Origin of the sequence: Taibaiella soli, assembly GCF_003236175.1 — a bacterium.
Classification (GTDB): domain Bacteria; phylum Bacteroidota; class Bacteroidia; order Chitinophagales; family Chitinophagaceae; genus QKTW01.
In genome coordinates this window covers 225,990-246,815 of record NZ_QKTW01000003.1, presented here as the reverse complement: position 1 = coordinate 246,815, position 20,826 = coordinate 225,990, and the positions used below count along the sequence as shown (strand labels likewise).

Below are 20,826 nucleotides of genomic sequence, written 5' to 3'. Positions count from 1 at the left end.
TGGACTTTTTATCACTATACCAAACCACTAAAAAAATAATAATTAGTCAATTTTTGCTAACTAATTATCTATACGCATTATTGTCAATATTTATGACAGATATAAATTTTCATTTTACGAAGACAAAATATCTGCAAGTCATCTAAAACAGAAGCGCCGCCCTATCTTATCAATAGTAGCGGCGCTTATTAAATCATTACATTACAATTAAATAGTAAACTTAATACCTTGCGCAAGTGGCAACTCTTCACTCCAATTAATGGTATTAGTCTGACGACGCATGTATGCTCTCCAGGCATCTGACCCGCTTTCGCGACCACCGCCCGTTTCTTTTTCACCGCCAAACGCACCACCGATTTCAGCACCGCTGGTACCGATATTTACGTTTGCAATACCACAATCGCTGCCTTTGTGAGACAAATACTGTTCTGATTCGCGCATATTCAGCGTCATGATCGCAGAAGAAAGACCCTGCGGTACCCCATTTTGCAGTGCAATCGCCTCTTCCAATGTTTTATACTTCATGATATACAGCAGCGGCGCAAATGTTTCGTGCTGCACGATCGGCCAACTATTATCCACTTCGTAAATACATGGTTTTACGTAACAACCGCTTTCATAACCTTCGCCGCTCAGCACGCCACCTGCTACTACAGCTTTAGCACCCGATTTTTTCAGTTCGCTGATTGCAGTGAGGTAGTTTCCAACCGCATCTTTGTCAATCAACGGACCTACGTGGTTGTTTTGATCCAACGGATCGCCGATGCTCAGATTTTTATAAGCTGCAACGAGTTTTTTCTTGAATGCATCATACACGCTTTCGTGAATGATGAGACGACGTGTAGTTGTACAACGCTGACCTGCAGTACCAACCGCGCCGAATACTGCAGCACGCATTGCAATCGTCAGATCTGCATGTTGTGAAACAATGATTGCATTGTTGCCACCCAGTTCCAGCAAAGAACGACCGAGACGGCCACCTACTGCAGCTCCCACGGCTTTACCCATACGAGTAGAACCTGTAGCAGACACCAGTGGAATACGTGTATCATTGCTCATCCATTCACCGGTTTCACGACCGCCGATAGCGAGACCGTTTACACCTTCCGGAACGTTGTTTGCTTTAAATACGTTCGCTACTATTTTCTGACAAGCGATAGCTGTCAAAGGAGTTTTTTCTGATGGCTTCCAAACGCATGTATTACCACAAACCCAAGCCAGGAAGCTATTCCAGCTCCATACAGCTACAGGAAAGTTAAATGCGCTGATAATACCAACAACGCCAAGCGGATGCCATTGCTCATACATACGGTGCATCGGACGCTCACTGTGCATTGTCAAACCGTACAACTGACGGGAAAGACCCACCGCGAAATCCGCGATATCAATCATTTCCTGTACTTCACCCAAACCTTCCTGAAGGCTTTTACCCATTTCATAAGAAACGAGCGTACCGAGTGCTTCTTTATTTTTACGGAGTGCCTCACCAATCTGACGAACTACTTCGCCACGTTTTGGAGCAGGCCACATGCGCCATTCCGGGAATGCAGCTTCAGCCTGGCTTACCACAGTATCATAATTTTTACGATCAACGCCAGTTACCGCAGCAATGCGTTTGCCATCTACCGGAGAGAATGATTCGATCGCTGCTCCGTTTGATTTGATCCATTTGGTACCCGTGGCAGCGCCTTCGTTGACTTTGTCAATACCGAGCGTAGTCAATACTTTCTTAATATTCATAAACTATTATGGTGTTTGTTTGGCGAGTGGGTTCATCGTTTGAAAATGCCCCTACTCCTAAACGGTAGTTACTAAATTGAGTTGCAAAAATAACTTATTGCCCGGAAGTATACATAAACGGCGTATTGAATACGTCTATTCCGTCAAAAGACAGATCTCTGGCAGACATAACCGGTTCCTGTACACCCCAGTCAAAACCAAAGCTGTTGTATAAAATTCCGGTATCGTTTGGCTGGCTGTACTCAGAAGAAACAAGATAATAAGTCACCGCATCGTCGGTCAGAGATTTAAAGCCATGGGCAAAACCTTCGGGAATGTAATACGCTTTATGATTTTCAGCGGAAAGCTCATGTGCAAAGTACTCACCAAATGTTGGCGAGCCTTTACGCAAATCAATAATCACATCCAGGATAGCACCCTGCGGACAAAACACAATTTTGGCGTGCTGATGTGGTGGCGTCTGAAAATGCATCCCGCGAATCACATCTTTTTTGGAGATGGAAAAATAGCTTTCCTTCAGTTCAAACTGAATGCCATATTGCCCGAAAAGACTTTCATTAAATGTTTTGACAAAAGCACCACGCACATCAAAAAACGCTGGTAGCGTAATTAATTTGGCGTCGGTAAGAATGTTTTCTATCATAAAAATCTGCGAAACTTAGCTTCCAAAATACTGTTCGATCTGGCGTAATGTTTTTTCCTTCTGCGAATGCTGCTTATCTGCGTACCATTCAGCCGTCCAGTAGATGGCAGAAGCCGCGTTCAACTTTGGATGCCATTCCAGCATCGAGCGGACTTTAGCACTGTCAAGCAGAAGCAGTTTTGCTTCGTGCGGCGCATTCGCCGGTGGATCTATTTCATAAAATCCTTCCTTGCCATAAGCGCTCAAAAATATTTTCGTCAGCTCTTCTACTGTTTTTTCATCGTTTGCATCCGGGCCCACATTATAAGCGCCCGCAAAACGCTGCGGATCTTCGCTCATTTTTGCGCCGAGCATCAGATACACCGCCAATGGTTCCAACACATGTTGCCATGGGCGCACTGATTGCGGATTACGCAAAATCACTTTTCCACCTCTGTCCAATGCCCGAACAATATCAGGAATGATACGCGCTTCCGCATAATCGCCGCCACCAATCACATTTCCGGCACGTACCGAGGCAATCGCTTTTCCGTGTTTCGCATATTGTTCCGGATTAAAGAAAGAACGTTCATAAGAAGAGATGACAATCTCCGCAGCCGCTTTACTCGCGGAATATGGGTCATAACCACCTAATTTATCATCCTCTTTAAATGGTAACCCACGTTCCGGATTTTCATACACTTTATCTGTTGTGATAATTACACCGGTACACGGATTTTCCAATCCGCGCATAGCTTCCAGCACATTAGCAGTACCAATTACGTTCACAGCAAAAGTATCTACTGGTTGCTCATAACTCCTGCGCACCAATGATTGTGCCGCCAGATGAAACACAAAATGCGGTTGAAAACGGATCATTTCGCCCTGCAACGTATGCAGATCACGGATATCAGCAATTACGGATGCATAGCAAAGATTATCACCGCCGATCTCGTTGTACAGATCACCTTCATTTTCTGGTTTCAGCGCATAACCTTTTACGTCAGCACCCAGCCATTGCAGGATCTGCAGCATCCACGCGCCTTTAAAACCGGTATGTCCGGTGAGAAAAACACGCTTGCCGCTGTATATTTTTTTGAGGTATTCAATATTCATTGTGAGTTGTCAGTTGTCAGTTGTGAATGGTGAATGGTCAATGGTCAAAAGTGAAACGTCAAAATCGCGAACAATTAAAGAAATTCTTCGACTTCGCTCAGAATGACAAACACGAGTTACAATCTTCAATCACAAATCTTCAATCACAAATCTTCAATCGCCAATAAAATTACCATTTCTTCCAAAGCGGCTCATTTTGCCACATTGCTTCCAGCTCTTCCTTATCACGGAGCGTATCCATACATTTCCAGAAGTCGTGATGCTTATAAGCTGCAATTTGTCCGTCGCGCGCCAGATCGTCTAATGGCTGACGTTCCCACATGATATCGTCTGCATCATCGTGCAGATATTTTGCAATTTCAGGTTCAATCACGAAATAACCACCATTGATCCAGGTTCCGCTATCTGCCGGTTTTTCTTCAAAGCTGTTGATGGTACCATCGTCTTCCATTTTCAGCACACCAAAACGGCTGGTAGCCTGAATGGCAGTCATGGTGCAGATTTTACCAGTGTTTTTATGGAATTTTACGAGCTCATCGATATTTACATCTGCCACACCATCACCGTAAGTCAGCATAAAAGTTTCATTACCTACATAAGGCAATACCCTTTTCAGGCGACCGGCTGTCATGGTATCCAAACCAGTATCTATCAGCGAAACTTTAAATGGTTCTGCGAAATTCTGATGTACTTCCAGTGAGTTGTTAGACAAATCAACAGTCACATCGGCGTTATGCATAAAGTAATTGACAAAATATTCTTTAATCATCCAGCCTTTATAACCGAGACAAATCACAAATTCATTATGGCCGTAAGCTGCATAAGTCTTCATAATATGCCAGAGGATCGGTTTACCACCGATTTCAATCATAGGTTTAGGGCGCAGTGACGATTCTTCTGAAATACGGGTTCCACGTCCGCCGGCGAAAATAACAACCTTCATCAGGACATTTATTTTTTAACTGTGTACCTGACAAAAATATAAAACTAGGCCGTTTAGTCTACGGCTTTCTGGGGCGAATTGTTCTTTTATTAACAGATATTCAGAGAACCCGCCGCTGAATATGCTATTTTTGTCCGCCGAAAATGCATCATATGAGCTTATTTGACAAGATTCAGGCGACAGCCGATTTTATAAAACAACGTATTTCTGTAGCGCCTGAGGCAGGTGTAATCCTTGGCAGCGGCCTTGGCGGACTGACCGAACTGATGGAAACAGAACTGGAAATTCCCTACAATGAGATTCCAAACTTTCCGGTTTCAACGGTGCAAGGTCACGCCGGAAAAATGATTTTTGGCAAACTGGGCGGCAAACAAACTGTGATGATGGCTGGCCGTTTCCACTACTATGAAGGCTACAATATGGATGAAGTGACCTTTCCGGTACGAGTAATGAAAGCGCTGGGTGTGCACAGTTTATTTGTATCAAATGCAGCTGGTGGCATGAATCCTGAATACAAAGTCGGCGATATCGTTATCATCCGTGATCATATCAATTTATTCCCCGAACATCCGCTGCGCGGCAGAAACGACGAACGTCTGGGCGTGCGCTTCCCGGATATGAGTGAACCATATACACTCGAACTGATTGCGAAAGCACAGGATATTGCGAAACGTCAGGAATTATATGTACAAACCGGCGTGTATATTGGTTTGCAGGGGCCAACTTTTGAAACACGTGCGGAGTACAAATGGCTGCACGTAATTGGTGGCGATCTGGTTGGTATGAGTACCGTTCCGGAAGTAATTGTAGCGATTCACAGCGGTATGAAAATTTTTGGCGCAAGCATCGTAACAGATCTGGGCATCCGCGATGAACTCAATAAAATCACACACGAAGAAGTACTGGCAGCCGCAAACGAAGCGGCTCCAAAACTGGCGAAGCTGATAGCGGAGTTGGTGGGTAGTTGCTAAGTTCGAGGGGTTGCAACGTAATATTATATAGAAAAGAAGGGCTTCTTACGAAGCCCTTCTTTTCTGGCGCAAGCGTTAGCGCAGCGCTCTCGTGACGTGTTATCCAAGCAGTCTTCTGACTGCTTCACGTATTCTAGATACCAGTCGGGAGACTGGGAGATTTTATAGACACGAGAGTCCTTCGGAACTCTCGCGCCAGTGATTAAGCGTTATCGTACGCCGCCTGCAAATCTGCAATTACAATCTTTTTCATTTTCATCATCGCCTGCATTACCGCCATTGACTTCTTAGAATCTTTGTCATTCATCATGCGAAGCAATGGTTCCGGAGCTACTTGCCAGGATACGCCGTATTTATCTTTCAACCAGCCGCATGGCCCTTCACTTCCGCCGTCGGCAATTAATGCATTCCAGTAATAATCGACTTCTTCCTGTGTGTCTGGTTCAATGGCAAAGGAAATGGATTCTGTGTATTTAGCTTCCTGACCCCAGTTGAGGGCTACCATATTCATCCCAAAGATTTCGAAGCTGGCAGTCATCACAGTACCAGCCATCATTGGTGAGTTCTCCGGATATTTTTTGACTTCGAGCATCTTGCCTTTGAAAACGGAAACGTAGAATTCAGCTGCTTCTCCGGCTTCTGTATTGAACAGTAAAAATGGCGTGATCTTAGTTCGCATAGTTTTTAGTTTAATAAACCAAAGATAGGTATGACTGTTTTAGCAAATCGGGTGTGAAGCAGACAAAGGATGGGTGAATTGCGACGATACCCCTAACCCCTAAAGGGGAGTCTCAACACAAGTATGTTTCCCCCCTCCTTACGGTCTGCTCTGAACAGTACGCATAAAAGCCAAGACGCAAAATCATACTAAACTAAGCCGAAGTCTCACGGCGGCAGCGCAGGTTCTAATCGAATTCTAATCACATCCGAAAACCATATCTGACATAGATTTAACCGTCCTACATAAAAAATGCTCACGCTGAGACTCCCCTTTAGGGGTTGGGGGTGAATTACGAATTCCGTACTTTTAGGAATGCGCCTTCTGCTCATAATATTTTTATACTTATTTGTTTGTCAAAGTTCTTCCGCACAGCAGTCACTGAATGTAAAATTGCTGGGCAACTGGAATGATACAGGTCATATCCGGATCAATATGGCTGGTCAGCGTTATAACGATGTCTGGGGATTTGTATTAAAAGGAAAGGAATATGCCGTGATTGGCTCTACAGAAGGAGCACACATTATCGATATTGACCAATGTAAACAAGTGGCCTTCTATCCGGGACGCGCAGCGGGCCCAACTATCATTCACCGCGACTATAAAGTTTACAAACATTATCTCTACGCAGTTTGCAACGAAGGCGTGAGCACTTTGCAGATTTTCGATCTCAATTACCTGCCCGATTCTTTGCATCTTGTGTATGAATCTTCTCCCTACGATTTCATGGGTTGTAATAAAATCGCCATTGATACGGTAAATGCAACGCTATACGCCGGCACCGCTAAATCTTACACTTCGGTAGATCAGATGCGGGTGTACGACATCTCAAATCCGGCAAACCCTGTTTTGCGGGATCGCTACAGAAGCAAGGATAATATCCATGATATGTTTGTGCGCAATGACACCGCTTATTGCAGCGCTTCTTATTATGGCTATGAAATTGTGGATTTTACACAACCCGGCAATTCCCGGAAGATCGGCGATATGTCATTTTATCCTTATCAAGGCTTTAATCATTCCAGTTGGGTAGAACGTGACGGAATCGGCGTAATGACGGACGAAACTTTTGGTATGCCGGTAAAAATTATTGACGTCAGTGATGTGGTAAACGCTCATGTGATCGGTACTTTTTCACCACGGCCTGGCGACCAGACTTGTATTCCACACATCCCTTACCTGATCGGCAAATTGGCTTTTGTCGCGTATTATTTCGACGGACTTCAGATTTATGATATTTCCAACCCGGATACGCCCAAACAAGTAGGTTTTTACGACACTTATCCCGGCCCATCTTTCAGCGGTTTTGGCGGTGCCTGGGGATGCTATCCGTTTTTCCCTTCGGGTCGTGTAGTGGTCAGTGACATGCAAACCGGACTTTATATTCTGGATGTGCACGATGCAACCGGTTGGCCCCAACAACAGAATGCAGCTTTTTCTGTATACCCCAATCCCGCCACAGACAAGCTTTTTGTGAGTTTTCCATCAGCCGAAAACGCCGAAAATGTGGACATTAATATTTACGATATTGGTGGAAAAAGAATTTTCAGCCAGCGGTTTCCGGCAGCAGACTACGCCTATCAACCGATTCAATTAACTTTGCCCGGCAACTGGGCTAAAGGAACTTACTTTGTAAAGATCTCCACAGGCAGCCAGTCGCACATCAGCAAATTCACAAAATTGTAACCATTGCTACAAAATAGACCGCCGGCGGCCTTTTTATATATTGTTTGTTTTATCTCCCTGTTTTTAGCTGACAGCAATACTGTTTTGGCTCAATTCAGCAGTACGCCTCCGGGCTCCCCGGTCACGCTGAGTAACGCACCACAACGCGATACCACCAGCAAAACCAATACCAATTCCTGGCATGACGAAGTGGCCAATACCACATTCCGCACACAATATTCTCTGAAAGATTATTACCCGGACACAACGCTGCACACTTTTGCCCGCAGACCGTTTTCCCAGCCTTGGAACCGCGATCTCGGCAACTCCGGCAGCCCGTCGCGCAGCCTGATGTTTACGCCGACTAGTATTGCAGGTCCATCATTGGGTTACCACACTTTCGACGTCTACCGCTTTCGCCTGGACAGTCTCTATTTTTACAACACCACCAAGCCATATTCTGAATTTACTTATCAGCTGGGCAGCAAACTCGAACAAATGACGCGTATTGCCGTTGCAGACAATATCAAGCCCAACTGGAACGTTGCAGCGCAATATCGCAAAACATATTCACCGGGGTATTACAAAATACAGCGGGTAAATGACGATAACGCGAGCCTTTCAACGCATTATCAAAGCAAAAAACAGAACTACGAACTGTTTGGTTCAATTGTATATAATAAGGAACAGCAGGACGAAAACGGCGGTATGGTTTCTGATTCATTCCTGACACGCAGCGACTACAGCAACCGTGCGACTATTCCCGTGGCCTTTCAGAACGATGCTTACAGCGCTACCCGTTCTTCGGTTACTACAAAATTCCGCGACTGGGGCTTTTTGCTGAACCATGCTTACACATTTGGTCGTACAGATACTTTGTATAACCAGGATTCTTCACAATATTATCTGAAACTGAAACCAAGATTCAGCATTGGCCACCGTATGCAGCTGACCAGCGAAAAATACGAGTACAAAGACCTTCGCCCGGATTCAGCACGATATACATCATTGTTTACCGACCAATATATTGCGCCTAACGACTCCGTGTTTATGGAGCAGAAATGGATGAAATTTGAAAATGCGCTTACACTCAATGGTTTCGCAGGAAAAGAAAGCAATCCGCTGATTTTCTCGCTGGGCGCAGGTAACCGCATTGATAACTTCGAAACTAACTATGCAGTGGGTACCAGCTCCCTCAGCATTATCAGCAATTACCTTACAGGAAGCATTAAAAAAGAAGCGTTACAGCCAGGTCAATGGCAATACGAAGCCAATACTCAGTTTTTTGTAACCGGCGATGCGGCCGGCAATTTTAACCTGGCGGCGAATGTCGGCAAAAACCTCGGCGGCAACTGGGGCAACATAACCATTGGTTTCCAGCAGCAACTGGCAAACGCGCCGTACAATTACACAATTCATCAAACGAAATTCGACACCCTGCTTACTTCGTTTGATAAAGAAAGCATTACGCAGCTTTACGCTAGTTTATCCAGCCCGAAATTCCGTTTCTCGGCGGGCGTCCGTAACTATATTATCGGTAATTACATTTACCTGAATGAAGCACAACGTCCAACGCAGTATGCATCTCCTTTTAACCTCACTGAAATATGGGTGCGTAAAGTATTTCGCTGGAATATACTCGTGCTCGACAACGAATTGGTCTACCAGCAGGTAACTGGTAGCGCACCTGTACATGTTCCCGCACTTTTAGGCCGCCATCAATTTGGTGTGGAAGGAACATTATTTAAGAACGCACTGAGAGCAGCGACGGGCATTATGGTGGAATACCATACCAGATATGATGCGGATGGCTATTCGCCTTTCTTTAACCGTTTTTACTATCAGAGCAGTTATTCTGTGAGCAATATCCCGGCCATATCGTTGTACTTCAACTTTAAGGTAAAGCGTTTCCGCGCTTATGTAATGGGCGATCAGCTTAACCAGATTTTCTCCCGCAATATCATTATTGCACCGGGTTATGCCGCGCAAAACGCGATGATCAGATTTGGTTTTACCTGGACACTTATAAATTAAATACCCCCATCCCCCGAAGGGACGTCCCAGCGCGACGGATATATGAGTACTGAGTGGTGAGTTGTCAGTTTCAAACGCGGGGAATTATCCATTGTCCATAGAAAACGCATTAATCACATTCCACATATTGAACACATTAACTCTTTAACCATTTAACACATTCATCAATTACCCTCCTTTCTTTGATAAATAGCTATTAACTTTGCGAGGCGTCATACCTCCGGTGTGAGCGATTGGTGTATATTCAACTTAAAATAACCAGCAATAAATACTTGAAAATGCAAGACTTTTCGTACGTGATGGGCTCCCATCCAGCATACATCGAGTCGCTGTACAGTGATTATGTAAAAGACCCTGCAGCTGTTGATCCTGAGTGGAGAAAATTTTTTGAAGGCTTTGATTTCGCTTATGCAAAATCTCCTTCAAACGGTTCTAATGGCCAGACGTCTGCTGCTACAGATAAAACTCCGGTGAGCAATGAGCAATTGGCCAAAGAATTCAGCGTGTACAACCTGATTCGCGCTTATCGTAAAAAAGGCCATCTGGAAGCCACTACCAATCCCATCCGTCCAAGAAAAGACCGTCATCCGCATCTCGCACTGCAGGATTTTAACCTGAGCGATGCAGATCTCAAAACAGAATTTAATGCGGGTAGCTTCATCGGCCTTGGTAAAGCAAAGCTGAGCGATATCATAGCCCGTCTCCAAAAATATTATACAGGCAACGTAGGCGTTGAATACACTTATATCAACGACCGCGAAAAATGCCAGTGGGTAGAGAAGAATTTCGAAGCGATGATGGAACGCAAACCATCTATCGAACAACGCAAACGCATTCTTCAAAAGATCAACGACGGTGTGATCTTCGAAAAATTCCTGCACACAAAATATATCGGCCAGAAACGTTTCGGTCTGGATGGTGGCGAAAGCACTATTCCGGGTCTGGACGCCATCATCAACGCTGCTGCAGCTGCTGATGTGAAAGAAGTGAATATTGGTATGGCACACCGTGGCCGTCTCAATATCCTGGCTAATACCATGGGTAAAACTTACGAACAGATCTTCGCAGAATTTGAAGGTGTAATGCCTGCAGATATGACGATGGGCTCTGGCGACGTAAAATATCACCTCGGTTTCAATTCAAACGTAAAAACACCAAGCGGCAAGGAAATTAACCTGCAACTGATGCCAAACCCTTCTCACCTTGAAGTGGTAGATCCGGTCGTAACAGGTTTTGCCCGCGCTAAAGCTGATATTTTATACAACAAAGAATACCACCGCGTACTACCGATCCTGATTCATGGTGACGCTGCGGTTGCCGGTCAGGGTGTGATCTACGAATTGCTGCAAATGAGCAAACTCGAAGGTTATTTCACCGGCGGTACCATCCACTTTGTGATCAATAACCAGATCGGTTTCACAACTGATTTTGACGATGCACGTTCTGCAGATTACTGTACGTCTATCGCATCAATGGTGCAGGCGCCGGTATTCCATGTGAATGGCGACGATCCTGAAATGGTGGTGAAAGTGTGTGAACTGGCCGTTGCTTACCGTCAGGAATTCAACGAAGATATTTTCATCGATATGGTTTGTTACCGTCGTTACGGTCACAACGAAGGCGATGAACCTAAATTCACACAGCCACAGCTGTACGCACTGATCGACAAGCACGCGAATCCACGCGAAATGTACACGCAGTTCCTCCTGAAAAATGGTGAAGCTGATGCGCAAGACCTCGCGAAAGAAATGGAAAAACGTTTCTGGGATGATCTGCAACAACGTCTGGACGAAGTAAAACAAAAACCGCTTCCTTATACTTATCAGAAACCGGAACTCTGGTGGCAGCAACTGCGTAAAGCAACTGCCGAGGATTTCGATCAGTCACCTGCAACCGGCATCTCCGAAGCAGATGTAAAACGTCTGGTGCCTGCGCTGATGAAATGGCCTGAAGGTTTTAAACCACTGCGTAAAGTTGAAAAACTGCTGCAGGATAAAATCAAGCTGTTTGAAACAGAAGGTAAAGTAGACTGGGCTACCGGCGAATTGATGGCTTATGCGAGCCTGCTCACGGAAAACCACGATGTACGTCTGAGTGGTGAAGATGTGAAACGCGGTACGTTCTCTCACCGTCACGCGGTGATTTATGACGAAGCAACCAACAAGTCTTACAACCGTCTGAGTGCTCTGCAAGAAAAACAAGGTACTTTTCATATCTACAACTCACTGCTGAGTGAATTTGCAGTACTTGGCTTTGAATACGGTTATGGCATGGCGAATCCAAATAACCTGGTTATCTGGGAAGCGCAATACGGTGACTTTGCAAATGGTGCACAAACAGTAATTGACCAATACATCTCTAGCGGTGAACAAAAATGGACAACGCAGAATGGTCTGGTAATGCTGCTGCCGCACGGTTATGAAGGCGGTGGACCAGAACACTCCAGCGCTCGTCTGGAACGTTTCCTGCAAATGTGTGCGGAAAACAATATGGTGATCACCAACATCACAACTGCGGCCAACTTCTTCCACGCACTGCGTCGTCAGATGGCATGGCAGTTCCGCAAACCATTGGTAAACTTTGCTCCGAAAGCGAACCTTCGTCACGCACGTTCTTATTCTACCATTGAAGAACTGACAAAAGGCGGTTTCCAGGAAGTGATTGATGATCCGAATGTAAAAACAGCGAGCAAAGTAAAACGCGTATTGCTGTGTACTGGTAAAATGTATTTTGACCTGAGCGAAAAACAACTGACAGACAAACGTGAAGACGTTGCTGTTGTTCGTCTGGAGCAATTATATCCATTGCCGGTTAAACAACTGGAAGCAATCCGCGCGAAATACAAGAAAGCAGAATGGATGTGGGTGCAGGAAGAACCACGCAACATGGGTGCACTGGGCTATCTGGCGCAAACATTTGAAAACTTCCCGATCAGCTACCTCAGCCGTCCGGCAAGCGCCTCAACTGCTACTGGTTTTGCTAAAATGCACACTAAAGAACAAAACGAACTGGTTGAAAAAGCATTTACGCTTTAATAACTATTTCCGATATGAATGTAAAAGAGACTGTCTTAAAAGCAGTCTCTTTTTTTATGTTCCTTAAGCAGTGCTTTGGCTATCTTATATAAGACATGCACGTACGCAAGTAGTGCATTCGTTTACGCAAATAGTGCACTGCTTTATGCAAGTAGTGCACTTCCTTACGCAAGTAGTACAATCACTTATGCAAGTAGTACACTCACATACGCGAGTAGTGCACTCCATTACGCAAGTAGTACAATCCATTATGCTAGTAGTGCACTCACATACGCAAGTAGTGCACTCCATTACGCAAGTAGTACAATCCATTATGCAAGTAGTGCACTTCCTTACGCAAGTAGTGCAATCCATTATGCTAGTAGTACAATCCACTACATAAGTAGTACACGGCCTTATGCAAATAGTTTACTTGTTCTTACGAGAGAAAGGCAACATCCGGCAAAATGGACAGGACCCTAAGCAGTCTCTAAGTTGGATGCTGGCATTATTTATGTGTTTTTTTAACATAAATCAAAATCCAACGCCATGACTACGCTTTTCGAACAGGTAAAAAATGCTTTTGGCGATGATTTCGTTATGAAAGCCGCTGGTGCTTTAGAGGAATCTGATGCCAGTATTCAACAGGCGCTGCCTGGAGCCTTATCCGCTGCTTTTACCCGGCTCGTCCAAAAAACAGATAATGTTGCAGGTGGCATGGATGTGTATAATATGGCTAAAGAAGCGGCAGACAGCGGCGCGGCAACTAATCCGGCTACCCTGCTTACCGGCGGTGATTTGCCCGGTATTTCAGAACTCGATACGGGTCTTTTTGGAGATAAGCTTGCTGGCATCGCTAAGGCGCTTTCCAGCTTCGCGAATATCCAGCAATCATCTGCTGTTTCCCTGCTGACCATTGCAGGTATCACAACACTAAGCATCCTCGGTTTGCATATTCGCGAGTACGGATTGTCTGCAGCGGATCTTGGCCATATGATTCAAACACAGAAAGAAGATTTGCTCGCGACCGTTCCTGCGGGATTTAATCTGGTTGGTGGGCTGGGCATTCGAGACACTACCGCAATGAGCGCAGAAACACAGGATACAGCTCCCAGCCCGGTAGTTTATAATAATTCAGTACGCCACCATACCGCAAGAAAAAGCACCGGTTGGGTCGTACCAATGGTTTTCCTGCTGATCATTATTACATTCATCTGGTACTTTACAAAAAGTTGCAATCAGCGCAGCACACAGCAAACTGTGCCTGTTCCGAAATCTCAGGAACCTTAGCAGGCTCAAAGCCTAAAGCTTAAGGCTGCTATGAGTTACCAAACAAAAAAAGGTTGTGCAAAATGCACAACCTTTCCATATTATTTGCAAAATGGTCAGACGACGCTAAGTCGTCCGACCGTTATTGTATTTTGTAGAGACGTAGCATGCTACGTCTCTATGCTCCATCAGTTTTTCACAATCTGCTTCGCAGCAATTTTGTTACCGTTGTTATCTGTGATCAACAAATAGTAAACGCCATTAGCAAATGAACTCATGTCAATGTCTTTATTCATCGATTGCCAGTTGCCCGATGCATTGAATAGACGAACACCGGTGATACCGATGATTTGCATTGACACATTTTTGCTACCGATGTTTCCATCAACATGCAGTTTACCTGAAACAGGATTCGGGTAAGCAGTGATTCCTGGAGATGTAGTTTGAATAGTGGTTACAGCGGTTTCCTGCGGATCGTACTCTTCATAGTAGTAAGTTTCAACAGCGGACGGCGCTGCCTGGTATTGATGGGTTGATGTGTCGTATCTAAAAGTATTAACGAGAGCAACCAGATCGTTTGTGTTGTAATTAATATTGATACTATCAGAAGTCCACCAACTATTCGTGGCTGTGTTCCAATTCTGACGAACTTCACCGGTCCAGTTGCCAACACCGTTTAAAGTGAAGAAAGTCTGATATTGCCCTACAAGCACGTTATTCTGAATTGAAAAATACCCGAGATAGTTCGGTATGGAACTGCTTCCAGAATAATCAGAAACGTTGACACCTGTGTTATTCCATTGACCGTTGTAATAGTTTTGACTAAACGATTTCGTAATAAACCCGTAACTGTTGCAGACAAGAGAATCACGCGACGTTGGCACCTGCCATGAGTTTGTAATTGTATCTCCTAAATACTGATAGTGAAATGCAAGCTGCCCGGAGGTATTAGTGAGCTCTACATCCATAAGAAACGGCCGGAAGGCACCAGCAGTATTGTTCCAGGTAAGAATAATGCCAGAATCAGCACCGTTTGCACCGTAGACATACCGTTGTATACCGCTATGCCAAACACTATCATATACTTTCCGGTGTTGATTATCATAAGTAGTGTACTCCGAAAATCGATAAGTCATTGCCGTATCATACCACTTCGTAAGAATGGCGTCGCCTGCATTATCATAGGTCTGAACAAGGTTGTACTGATTTTTATGATCAATCGTTTTGACCGCGTGATTTTGGTTATCGTAAAGGTATTCGCGATCAATAGTCTTAAAGTTAGAAGGCAAAATAGTTTCCCATACAGCATCTGGCTGGCTGTTGTTGCTACCACCACTTGCATAAAGATTATCAATAAAATCTCTGAAGGCATCCCCTCTTCCACCAGAAAAAGATGCATGCATTGTATCAGTCATCGTATTTCCCGGAAAAGAGTATTTGCTGTAACCGACGAGTCGCTGTGCAGATCCTGTTGTTTTGTAAACCACCTGTTTAGACATTTGCTTTTCAAAAATCGCCTTTAGGTGTGCCGGCATTGCGTCGAAAGGATTATTATGTTGTGCTAACGCAGATAGGCTCGTTACTCCGAGCAGGATTGATAGAATTGTTTTCATTATTATTTTTTAGGTGGGGCAAAAGTATAATTATTAGCTCAACGCTCAAAGCCTAAAGCTTAAGGCTGCTATGAGTTACCAAACAAAAAAAGGTTGTGCATTTTGCACAACCTTTCTACTTAATTACCGGCAAGCTTTAAGCGTTATGCTTTAAACGTTCGGCGCAAATCAGTTTTTCACAATCTGCTTCGCAGCAATTTTGTTACCGTTGTTATCTGTGATCAACAAATAGTAAACGCCATTAGCAAATGAACTCATGTCAATGTCTTTATTCATCGACTGCCAGTTGCCCGATGCGTTGAATAGACGCGCACCGGTGATGCTGATCATTTGAACCGAAACATTTTTGCTACCGATGTTTCCATCAACATGCAGTTTACCGGAAACAGGATTCGGATATGCGATGATTTCGGAAGATGTAGTGTGGATGGTGGTTACAGCGGTTGGGGTGTAATCTTCGTAGTAGTAATGTTGCGTAACGGAGGGACTTGTGTTAAACCGATTGCCGGTTGAGTCGTAATAAAAATCGTTTGTCATTGAAATAAATTCAGAAGTATTATACACGATATCCAGACTATCATCATTACTCCAGCTGCTCGTCGTCGGATTCCAGTGTTGAGAAACTCTTGACTGCCAATTTCCAGCACTATTTAAGCTATAAAAATCCTGGATGTCTGGTACAAGACTATCACCAACATATTCTGTTTCTAAAATGGGTAAAGGATTATTTCCAGAATAACCGGTAACAAATTTTCTTGTAGTCCAGGTACCAGTGTAATTAGTCTGATCTATCTCCTCTGCAACAAAACCATTGCTATTGTATATAAAAGAGTCTCGAATATACAAGCGCCATGCGTGGGCGGCTGTGTCATAATTTCCTAGAGAATAGAAAATCTTTTGCCCCAGACTATTATAAACCGAAGCTTCCATTTCAATCTTTGACCAAATAGCCGCTGCAACATGCCAATTATAATATATTATGGAGTCGTAGCCGTTTGATCCATAAATATAGATCGATTTTTGCTGATTGGGAATGCTGTCATATGTCTTCCGATTTTGATTATCATAAAAGCAATACTGTGAGTGTTTATAGATCAGCGTTCCGTTGCCACTGCCGACTGTATCATAAAACTTCGTAATCGTATTATTCCCCGAATTGTCATATGTCATCTCTTGGCGAGATTGAGACCTGTAGTCTGTATATACCGTTGCATGGTTTTGCGCATCGTAAAGATACACTTGATCTACTATCCTTAAATTCAAATCATCTACCCAAATTGAATCTGGCTGAGCAAATCCGCCCCAGGAGGCCATTAGATTATCGCTGCAATTACTGAACGCATCTCCTCTCCCACCTGAAAATTTCGCATGCATCGTATCGGTCTGCGTGTTTCCAGTGTAATAACTATATCCAATTAATCTCTGAGTCGCGCCGGTTGTTTTGTACACGTCGCGAGGTGCCATTTGTTTTGCGAAAGCCGTTTTTAAACGTGGAGGCATCGCCTGGAGAAGATCTGCGCGTTGTGCAAATACTGACAGACTAAGCGCACTTAGCAATATCGATAGAATAGGTCTCATTAATTATTTTTTAGGTAGAACAAAAATATAATTATTGACTGAAAGCCCAAAAGCAGAAGCTATAGGCTTAAAGCTTTCCCAGCACGCGTTAAAAGAACAAAGGCCGTGCAACAAATAGTTACACGACCTTTCAGTTTATTTGTAACATGGTCAGACGATGCTAAGCCGTCCGACCATTATTGTATTTTGTAGAGACGTAGCATGCTACGTCTCTACGCTCAATCAGTTTTTCACAATCTGCTTTGCAGCAATCTTATCTCCATTTTCGTTTGCGATCACTAAATAGTAAACACCACTAGCAAATGAACTCATGTCAATGTCTTTATTCATCGACTGCCAGTTGCCCGTTGCGTTGAATAGACGCGCACCAGTGATGCTGATCATTTGAACCGAAACATTTTTGCTACCGATGTTTCCATCAACATGCAGTTTACCGGAAACAGGATTCGGGTAAGCGGTAATTTCTGGAGATATAGTGTGGATAGTGGTTACAGCATCGGGAACGGTATAAGCTTCATAATAAAACCGCTCGGTTTTAGTGGGACTAAACTGACCGGAAGCCTGATTGTAAGAGCGAGTATCCATTTGAGTAACCAGATTGAAACTATTGTAGGTATAGTCGACTCTTTTATTAGGTTGGCCGAAATTATGGGAGACGGTATCCCAGCTAGATGTATAGACAGTATCCCAGTTACCAACACTATTGCCTACGCAATCATTTTTAGTGTATCCTTGCCATCCTCCGGCTTGACTGTAGCTGTTATAGAATTCGTATTTGCTGTAAAGCGGATGATTACCAGTATAATCATAAACTTGCTTAATAGTATATTGCCAAACCTGAGTGCTGTTGTTCAGCGATTCGCTAATGGCAGATGTCAGAAAGCCATTACTGTTATACGTACAGGTGACTCTGCCACTCTGATTCCAGCCATTCGAAGCATTTCCGTTATAACTATAATAATTGGTTGGGAGTCCCGCATTATTATATACCGCAACCGTTTTGTAAGCAGTCTTCCATTGTCCCGATGTATTATCCCAGACATAATACATGAAAGAATCTACGCCCTGACCGTAGACAGACACCGTTTTCATATACTGCCAGCTACTATCGTAGAGCCTCCGGTGCTGGTTGTCAAAATTGCTGTAGGTGGTAAGGTGTCTCGGCGGGTTATTATTGAGTGTATCATAATAATCCAGTACGATGGGATCACCGACATTATTTCGCGTATAAACATTCAGACGGTGCCCCAGGCTGTCATATTCAGTCGACAAGCTGTCTTTCCCGTCATACGTGCACAACATCAGATTTGTACCAAAAGTAGCAACCGTGTTGACGATATCGGGTTTCGAATAGGCGCCACGATCTCCACTCGCATTTTCATTACAATTGGCAAAAGAAGAACCGCGGAATCCGGAATAAGTTAACGATGAAGTATCGTCAATCACTCCATTTTGCATGTTACGGCTGCTGTAACCGATAAGACGTTGTTTATCGGTGGTTGTTTTGTTCAGGCCACCAGTCAGGCCGTTGCTGTGGGTCGAAATCTGCTTCTGAATAATTGCCCTTACCAGTGGCGACATTGTTTCTGAAGGATCAAAGCGCTGCGCAAATGCGGATATGCTCAAAGTAGTGAGCAAAATTGATAGTATAGGTTTCATCATTTCTATTTTATTAGGTAAGGCAAAAATATAATTATTAGCTGAAAGCTTAACGCTCAACACCGAAAGCTTAAAGCTCAAAGCCTAAAGCTTAAAGCTGCTACGAGTTACCAAACAAAAAAAGGTTGCGCATTTTGCACAACCTTTCCATATTATTTGCAAAATGGTCAGACGACGCTAAGCCGTACGACCGTTATTGTATTTTGTAGAGACGTAGCATGCTACGTCTCTACGCTCCATCAGTTTTTCACAATCTGCTTCGCAGCAATCTTATTGCCGTTTTCGTCTGCGATCACTAAATAATAAACACCATTCGCAAATGAACTCATGTCAATGTCTTTATTCATCGATTGCCAGTTGCCGGATGTATTGAATAATCGTGCACCAGTTATACTGATGATTTGCATTGAAACATTTTTGCTACCGATATTTCCACCAATATGAAGCTTGCCGGAAACTGGATTTGGATAAGTTGTAATGTCGGCAACCGCAGTGTGAACAGTCGTTACAGCATCGGGCACGTTGTAGGTCTGGTAATAATAATTATCGCGCTCCAATACAGTCGGATCGTAAGCACCGGTAGTATAATCGTAATAGTAAAAATCCATTTCGGTTATATAATTGAAGTTATTGTAGGTAAAGTCGATTCTTGCAGATGAATCAAAACTATTAGCATTACCCCACTCGAATGAATGAAAGGCACCCCAATTACCCGCACTGTTGATCGTACAGTCAAATTTTGTGTCGCCTATCCAGCTACCATTCTGATCCGTATAATAAGCTTCGTAAGTATTGTACAACGCATTGCTGCCAGTATAACCAAAAGCTTCTTTATAATCATTAGCCCAGCCAATGTTTGCATCAAAAGTCTCCGAAAGTGTTGTTGCTAAAAAACCGCTGTTGTTATACGTATAAGTAGTTCTGTAAGCAGGGTCCCAGCTGTTGGCACCAGCTTGATATGAATACTCGCCGGTCATCAGATTGGCGCTATTATAAGTATGAACGATTTTACTGGTAGGAATCCAGACTGACTGCGTGCCATCCCAATAATAGGAGAGGGCGGAATCAACACCTGGGGCGTAACCGTACATTGTTTTAGTAAGCCCGTCCGTGCTGTCGTAAGTCTTGCGCTTTTGATTGTCGTATTGACTATAGGTCACCATGTGTGTCGGCTGTCCTCCCGATGTATCATAGATGTCAGTAACAATAGCATTATCGGCGTTGTCCAACGTATAGACCATGCTAAATGGGGCCATCGCATCATAGATAGTCAACACGCTATCGTGGCTGTCATAAGTGTATCTCATGTCTGAATGCAATGCGCCCGATGTAAACCGCCAAACAGTATCCGCTTTCGAATAGCTGCCGTCGTATCCGTTCATATTGTCCAGACAATTGGCAAACGATGAACCACGAAGACCGGAGTAGCCCAGATAAGTACTGTCCACATCGCCAGTCATTAGATTCTGTGCACTAAAACCAACAAGCCGCTGTTTATTGACAGTTGTTTTGTTCAGGCCATGTTGTGCTGCCAGTTGTTTTGCCAGAATCTCTTTGACCTGCGGCTTCATGTGGCCGGTCATTTTCGTGTAAAGGGGATTGTTGTTTTGCTGCTGTGCAAAAGCGGTTGCGCTCGTTGCGCAAAGGAGGATCGATAGAAACTTCATTGAGTTTTTATTTAGGTAAAAAAAGAAAACGCTGCTATAAGGTCGGGCGAAGGTATTCAAATTCATTACAAAGCTGAAAATGTAAAACTTAAGATTAAGCTAAAAGCATAACGTCTAAAGCTGAAACCTAAAAACGTAAAATCATTCGTTTTATTATAAATGAAAAGGCCGCACAGCAACTGTACGACCTTTAAATATGCATTCGGAAACATCAGAC

The 20,826-nt window shown here is 43.9% G+C and carries 15 protein-coding genes; 6 read left to right on the top strand and 9 right to left on the bottom strand.

Annotation, left to right across the window (positions count from 1 at the left end; translation table 11 throughout):
- Positions 1-207: 207 nt before the first annotated feature.
- The 4 genes from amaB to rfbF all read right to left on the bottom strand — a co-directional run bounded on the left by amaB (position 208) and on the right by rfbF (position 4,421).
- Positions 208-1,740, bottom strand: a complete 1,533-nt coding sequence (gene amaB, locus DN068_RS02860) for an L-piperidine-6-carboxylate dehydrogenase (protein ID WP_110997372.1) — start codon at positions 1,738-1,740, stop codon at positions 208-210.
- A gap of 94 nt (positions 1,741-1,834) precedes the next feature.
- Positions 1,835-2,383 (bottom strand): dTDP-4-dehydrorhamnose 3,5-epimerase family protein, encoded by a 549-nt coding sequence (locus tag DN068_RS02855; protein ID WP_110997371.1) that lies wholly within the window; start codon positions 2,381-2,383, stop codon positions 1,835-1,837.
- 15 nt (positions 2,384-2,398) lie between these two features.
- On the bottom strand, positions 2,399-3,478 hold the full coding sequence (gene rfbG, locus DN068_RS02850; RefSeq protein ID WP_110997370.1) for a CDP-glucose 4,6-dehydratase: 1,080 nt from the start codon (positions 3,476-3,478) through the stop codon (positions 2,399-2,401).
- Between the two features lie 169 nt (positions 3,479-3,647).
- Positions 3,648-4,421 carry a glucose-1-phosphate cytidylyltransferase gene (gene rfbF, locus DN068_RS02845; protein WP_110997369.1) on the bottom strand — a complete coding sequence of 258 codons (774 nt, stop codon included), beginning with the start codon at positions 4,419-4,421 and terminating at the stop codon, positions 3,648-3,650.
- A 152-nt stretch (positions 4,422-4,573) separates the two neighbouring features.
- Here rfbF and DN068_RS02840 point away from each other — a divergent pair, with 152 nt between their 5' ends.
- On the top strand, positions 4,574-5,392 hold the full coding sequence (locus DN068_RS02840) for a purine-nucleoside phosphorylase (RefSeq protein WP_110997368.1): 819 nt from the start codon (positions 4,574-4,576) through the stop codon (positions 5,390-5,392).
- Between the two features lie 202 nt (positions 5,393-5,594).
- Here the strand turns inward: DN068_RS02840 and DN068_RS02835 are convergent, their stop codons facing one another.
- Positions 5,595-6,071 carry a VOC family protein gene (locus DN068_RS02835; RefSeq protein WP_110997367.1) on the bottom strand — a complete coding sequence of 159 codons (477 nt, stop codon included), beginning with the start codon at positions 6,069-6,071 and terminating at the stop codon, positions 5,595-5,597.
- A gap of 354 nt (positions 6,072-6,425) precedes the next feature.
- Between DN068_RS02835 and DN068_RS02830 the strand changes: the two genes are divergently transcribed.
- The 5 genes from DN068_RS02830 (at position 6,426) to DN068_RS02815 (ending at position 14,113) form a co-directional block, all read left to right on the top strand.
- Complete coding sequence (locus DN068_RS02830) at positions 6,426-7,796, top strand: choice-of-anchor B family protein (RefSeq protein ID WP_110997366.1); 1,371 nt, start codon at positions 6,426-6,428, stop codon at positions 7,794-7,796.
- A 3-nt stretch (positions 7,797-7,799) separates the two neighbouring features.
- Positions 7,800-9,809 carry a putative porin gene (locus DN068_RS02825; RefSeq protein WP_110997365.1) on the top strand — a complete coding sequence of 670 codons (2,010 nt, stop codon included), beginning with the start codon at positions 7,800-7,802 and terminating at the stop codon, positions 9,807-9,809.
- Positions 9,810-10,087: 278 nt separating this feature from the next.
- On the top strand, positions 10,088-12,844 hold the full coding sequence (locus DN068_RS02820) for a 2-oxoglutarate dehydrogenase E1 component (RefSeq protein ID WP_110997509.1): 2,757 nt from the start codon (positions 10,088-10,090) through the stop codon (positions 12,842-12,844).
- A gap of 75 nt (positions 12,845-12,919) precedes the next feature.
- Positions 12,920-13,306, top strand: coding sequence for a hypothetical protein (locus DN068_RS21930; protein WP_123985213.1), 387 nt, complete (start codon positions 12,920-12,922; stop codon positions 13,304-13,306).
- A 66-nt stretch (positions 13,307-13,372) separates the two neighbouring features.
- Complete coding sequence (locus DN068_RS02815; protein ID WP_110997364.1) at positions 13,373-14,113, top strand: DUF937 domain-containing protein; 741 nt, start codon at positions 13,373-13,375, stop codon at positions 14,111-14,113.
- 167 nt (positions 14,114-14,280) lie between these two features.
- Here the strand turns inward: DN068_RS02815 and DN068_RS02810 are convergent, their stop codons facing one another.
- The 4 genes from DN068_RS02810 to DN068_RS02795 all read right to left on the bottom strand — a co-directional run bounded on the left by DN068_RS02810 (position 14,281) and on the right by DN068_RS02795 (position 20,609).
- On the bottom strand, positions 14,281-15,705 hold the full coding sequence (locus DN068_RS02810) for a T9SS type A sorting domain-containing protein (protein WP_110997363.1): 1,425 nt from the start codon (positions 15,703-15,705) through the stop codon (positions 14,281-14,283).
- A gap of 168 nt (positions 15,706-15,873) precedes the next feature.
- Positions 15,874-17,283 carry a T9SS type A sorting domain-containing protein gene (locus tag DN068_RS02805; protein ID WP_110997362.1) on the bottom strand — a complete coding sequence of 470 codons (1,410 nt, stop codon included), beginning with the start codon at positions 17,281-17,283 and terminating at the stop codon, positions 15,874-15,876.
- Between the two features lie 222 nt (positions 17,284-17,505).
- Positions 17,506-18,945 carry a T9SS type A sorting domain-containing protein gene (locus DN068_RS02800; RefSeq protein ID WP_110997361.1) on the bottom strand — a complete coding sequence of 480 codons (1,440 nt, stop codon included), beginning with the start codon at positions 18,943-18,945 and terminating at the stop codon, positions 17,506-17,508.
- Positions 18,946-19,181: 236 nt separating this feature from the next.
- Positions 19,182-20,609 carry a T9SS type A sorting domain-containing protein gene (locus DN068_RS02795; RefSeq protein WP_165836262.1) on the bottom strand — a complete coding sequence of 476 codons (1,428 nt, stop codon included), beginning with the start codon at positions 20,607-20,609 and terminating at the stop codon, positions 19,182-19,184.
- Positions 20,610-20,826: the final 217 nt, after the last annotated feature.

Excerpts from the sequence above, each read along its gene's own strand:
- DN068_RS02855 (WP_110997371.1), bottom strand. The coding sequence starts at position 2,383 with ATGATAGAAAACATTCTTACCGACGCCAAATTAATTACGCTACCAGCG.
- DN068_RS02815 (WP_110997364.1), top strand. The coding sequence starts at position 13,373 with ATGACTACGCTTTTCGAACAGGTAAAAAATGCTTTTGGCGATGATTTC.
- DN068_RS02800 (WP_110997361.1), bottom strand. The coding sequence starts at position 18,945 with ATGATGAAACCTATACTATCAATTTTGCTCACTACTTTGAGCATATCC.
- DN068_RS02810 (WP_110997363.1), bottom strand. The coding sequence starts at position 15,705 with ATGAAAACAATTCTATCAATCCTGCTCGGAGTAACGAGCCTATCTGCG.
- DN068_RS02795 (WP_165836262.1), bottom strand. The coding sequence starts at position 20,609 with ATGAAGTTTCTATCGATCCTCCTTTGCGCAACGAGCGCAACCGCTTTT.
- DN068_RS02840 (WP_110997368.1), top strand. The coding sequence starts at position 4,574 with ATGAGCTTATTTGACAAGATTCAGGCGACAGCCGATTTTATAAAACAA.
- amaB (WP_110997372.1), bottom strand. The coding sequence starts at position 1,740 with ATGAATATTAAGAAAGTATTGACTACGCTCGGTATTGACAAAGTCAAC.
- DN068_RS02835 (WP_110997367.1), bottom strand. The coding sequence starts at position 6,071 with ATGCGAACTAAGATCACGCCATTTTTACTGTTCAATACAGAAGCCGGA.
- DN068_RS02830 (WP_110997366.1), top strand. The coding sequence starts at position 6,426 with ATGCGCCTTCTGCTCATAATATTTTTATACTTATTTGTTTGTCAAAGT.
- rfbG (WP_110997370.1), bottom strand. The coding sequence starts at position 3,478 with ATGAATATTGAATACCTCAAAAAAATATACAGCGGCAAGCGTGTTTTT.
- DN068_RS02820 (WP_110997509.1), top strand. The coding sequence starts at position 10,088 with ATGCAAGACTTTTCGTACGTGATGGGCTCCCATCCAGCATACATCGAG.
- DN068_RS02805 (WP_110997362.1), bottom strand. The coding sequence starts at position 17,283 with ATGAGACCTATTCTATCGATATTGCTAAGTGCGCTTAGTCTGTCAGTA.
- rfbF (WP_110997369.1), bottom strand. The coding sequence starts at position 4,421 with ATGAAGGTTGTTATTTTCGCCGGCGGACGTGGAACCCGTATTTCAGAA.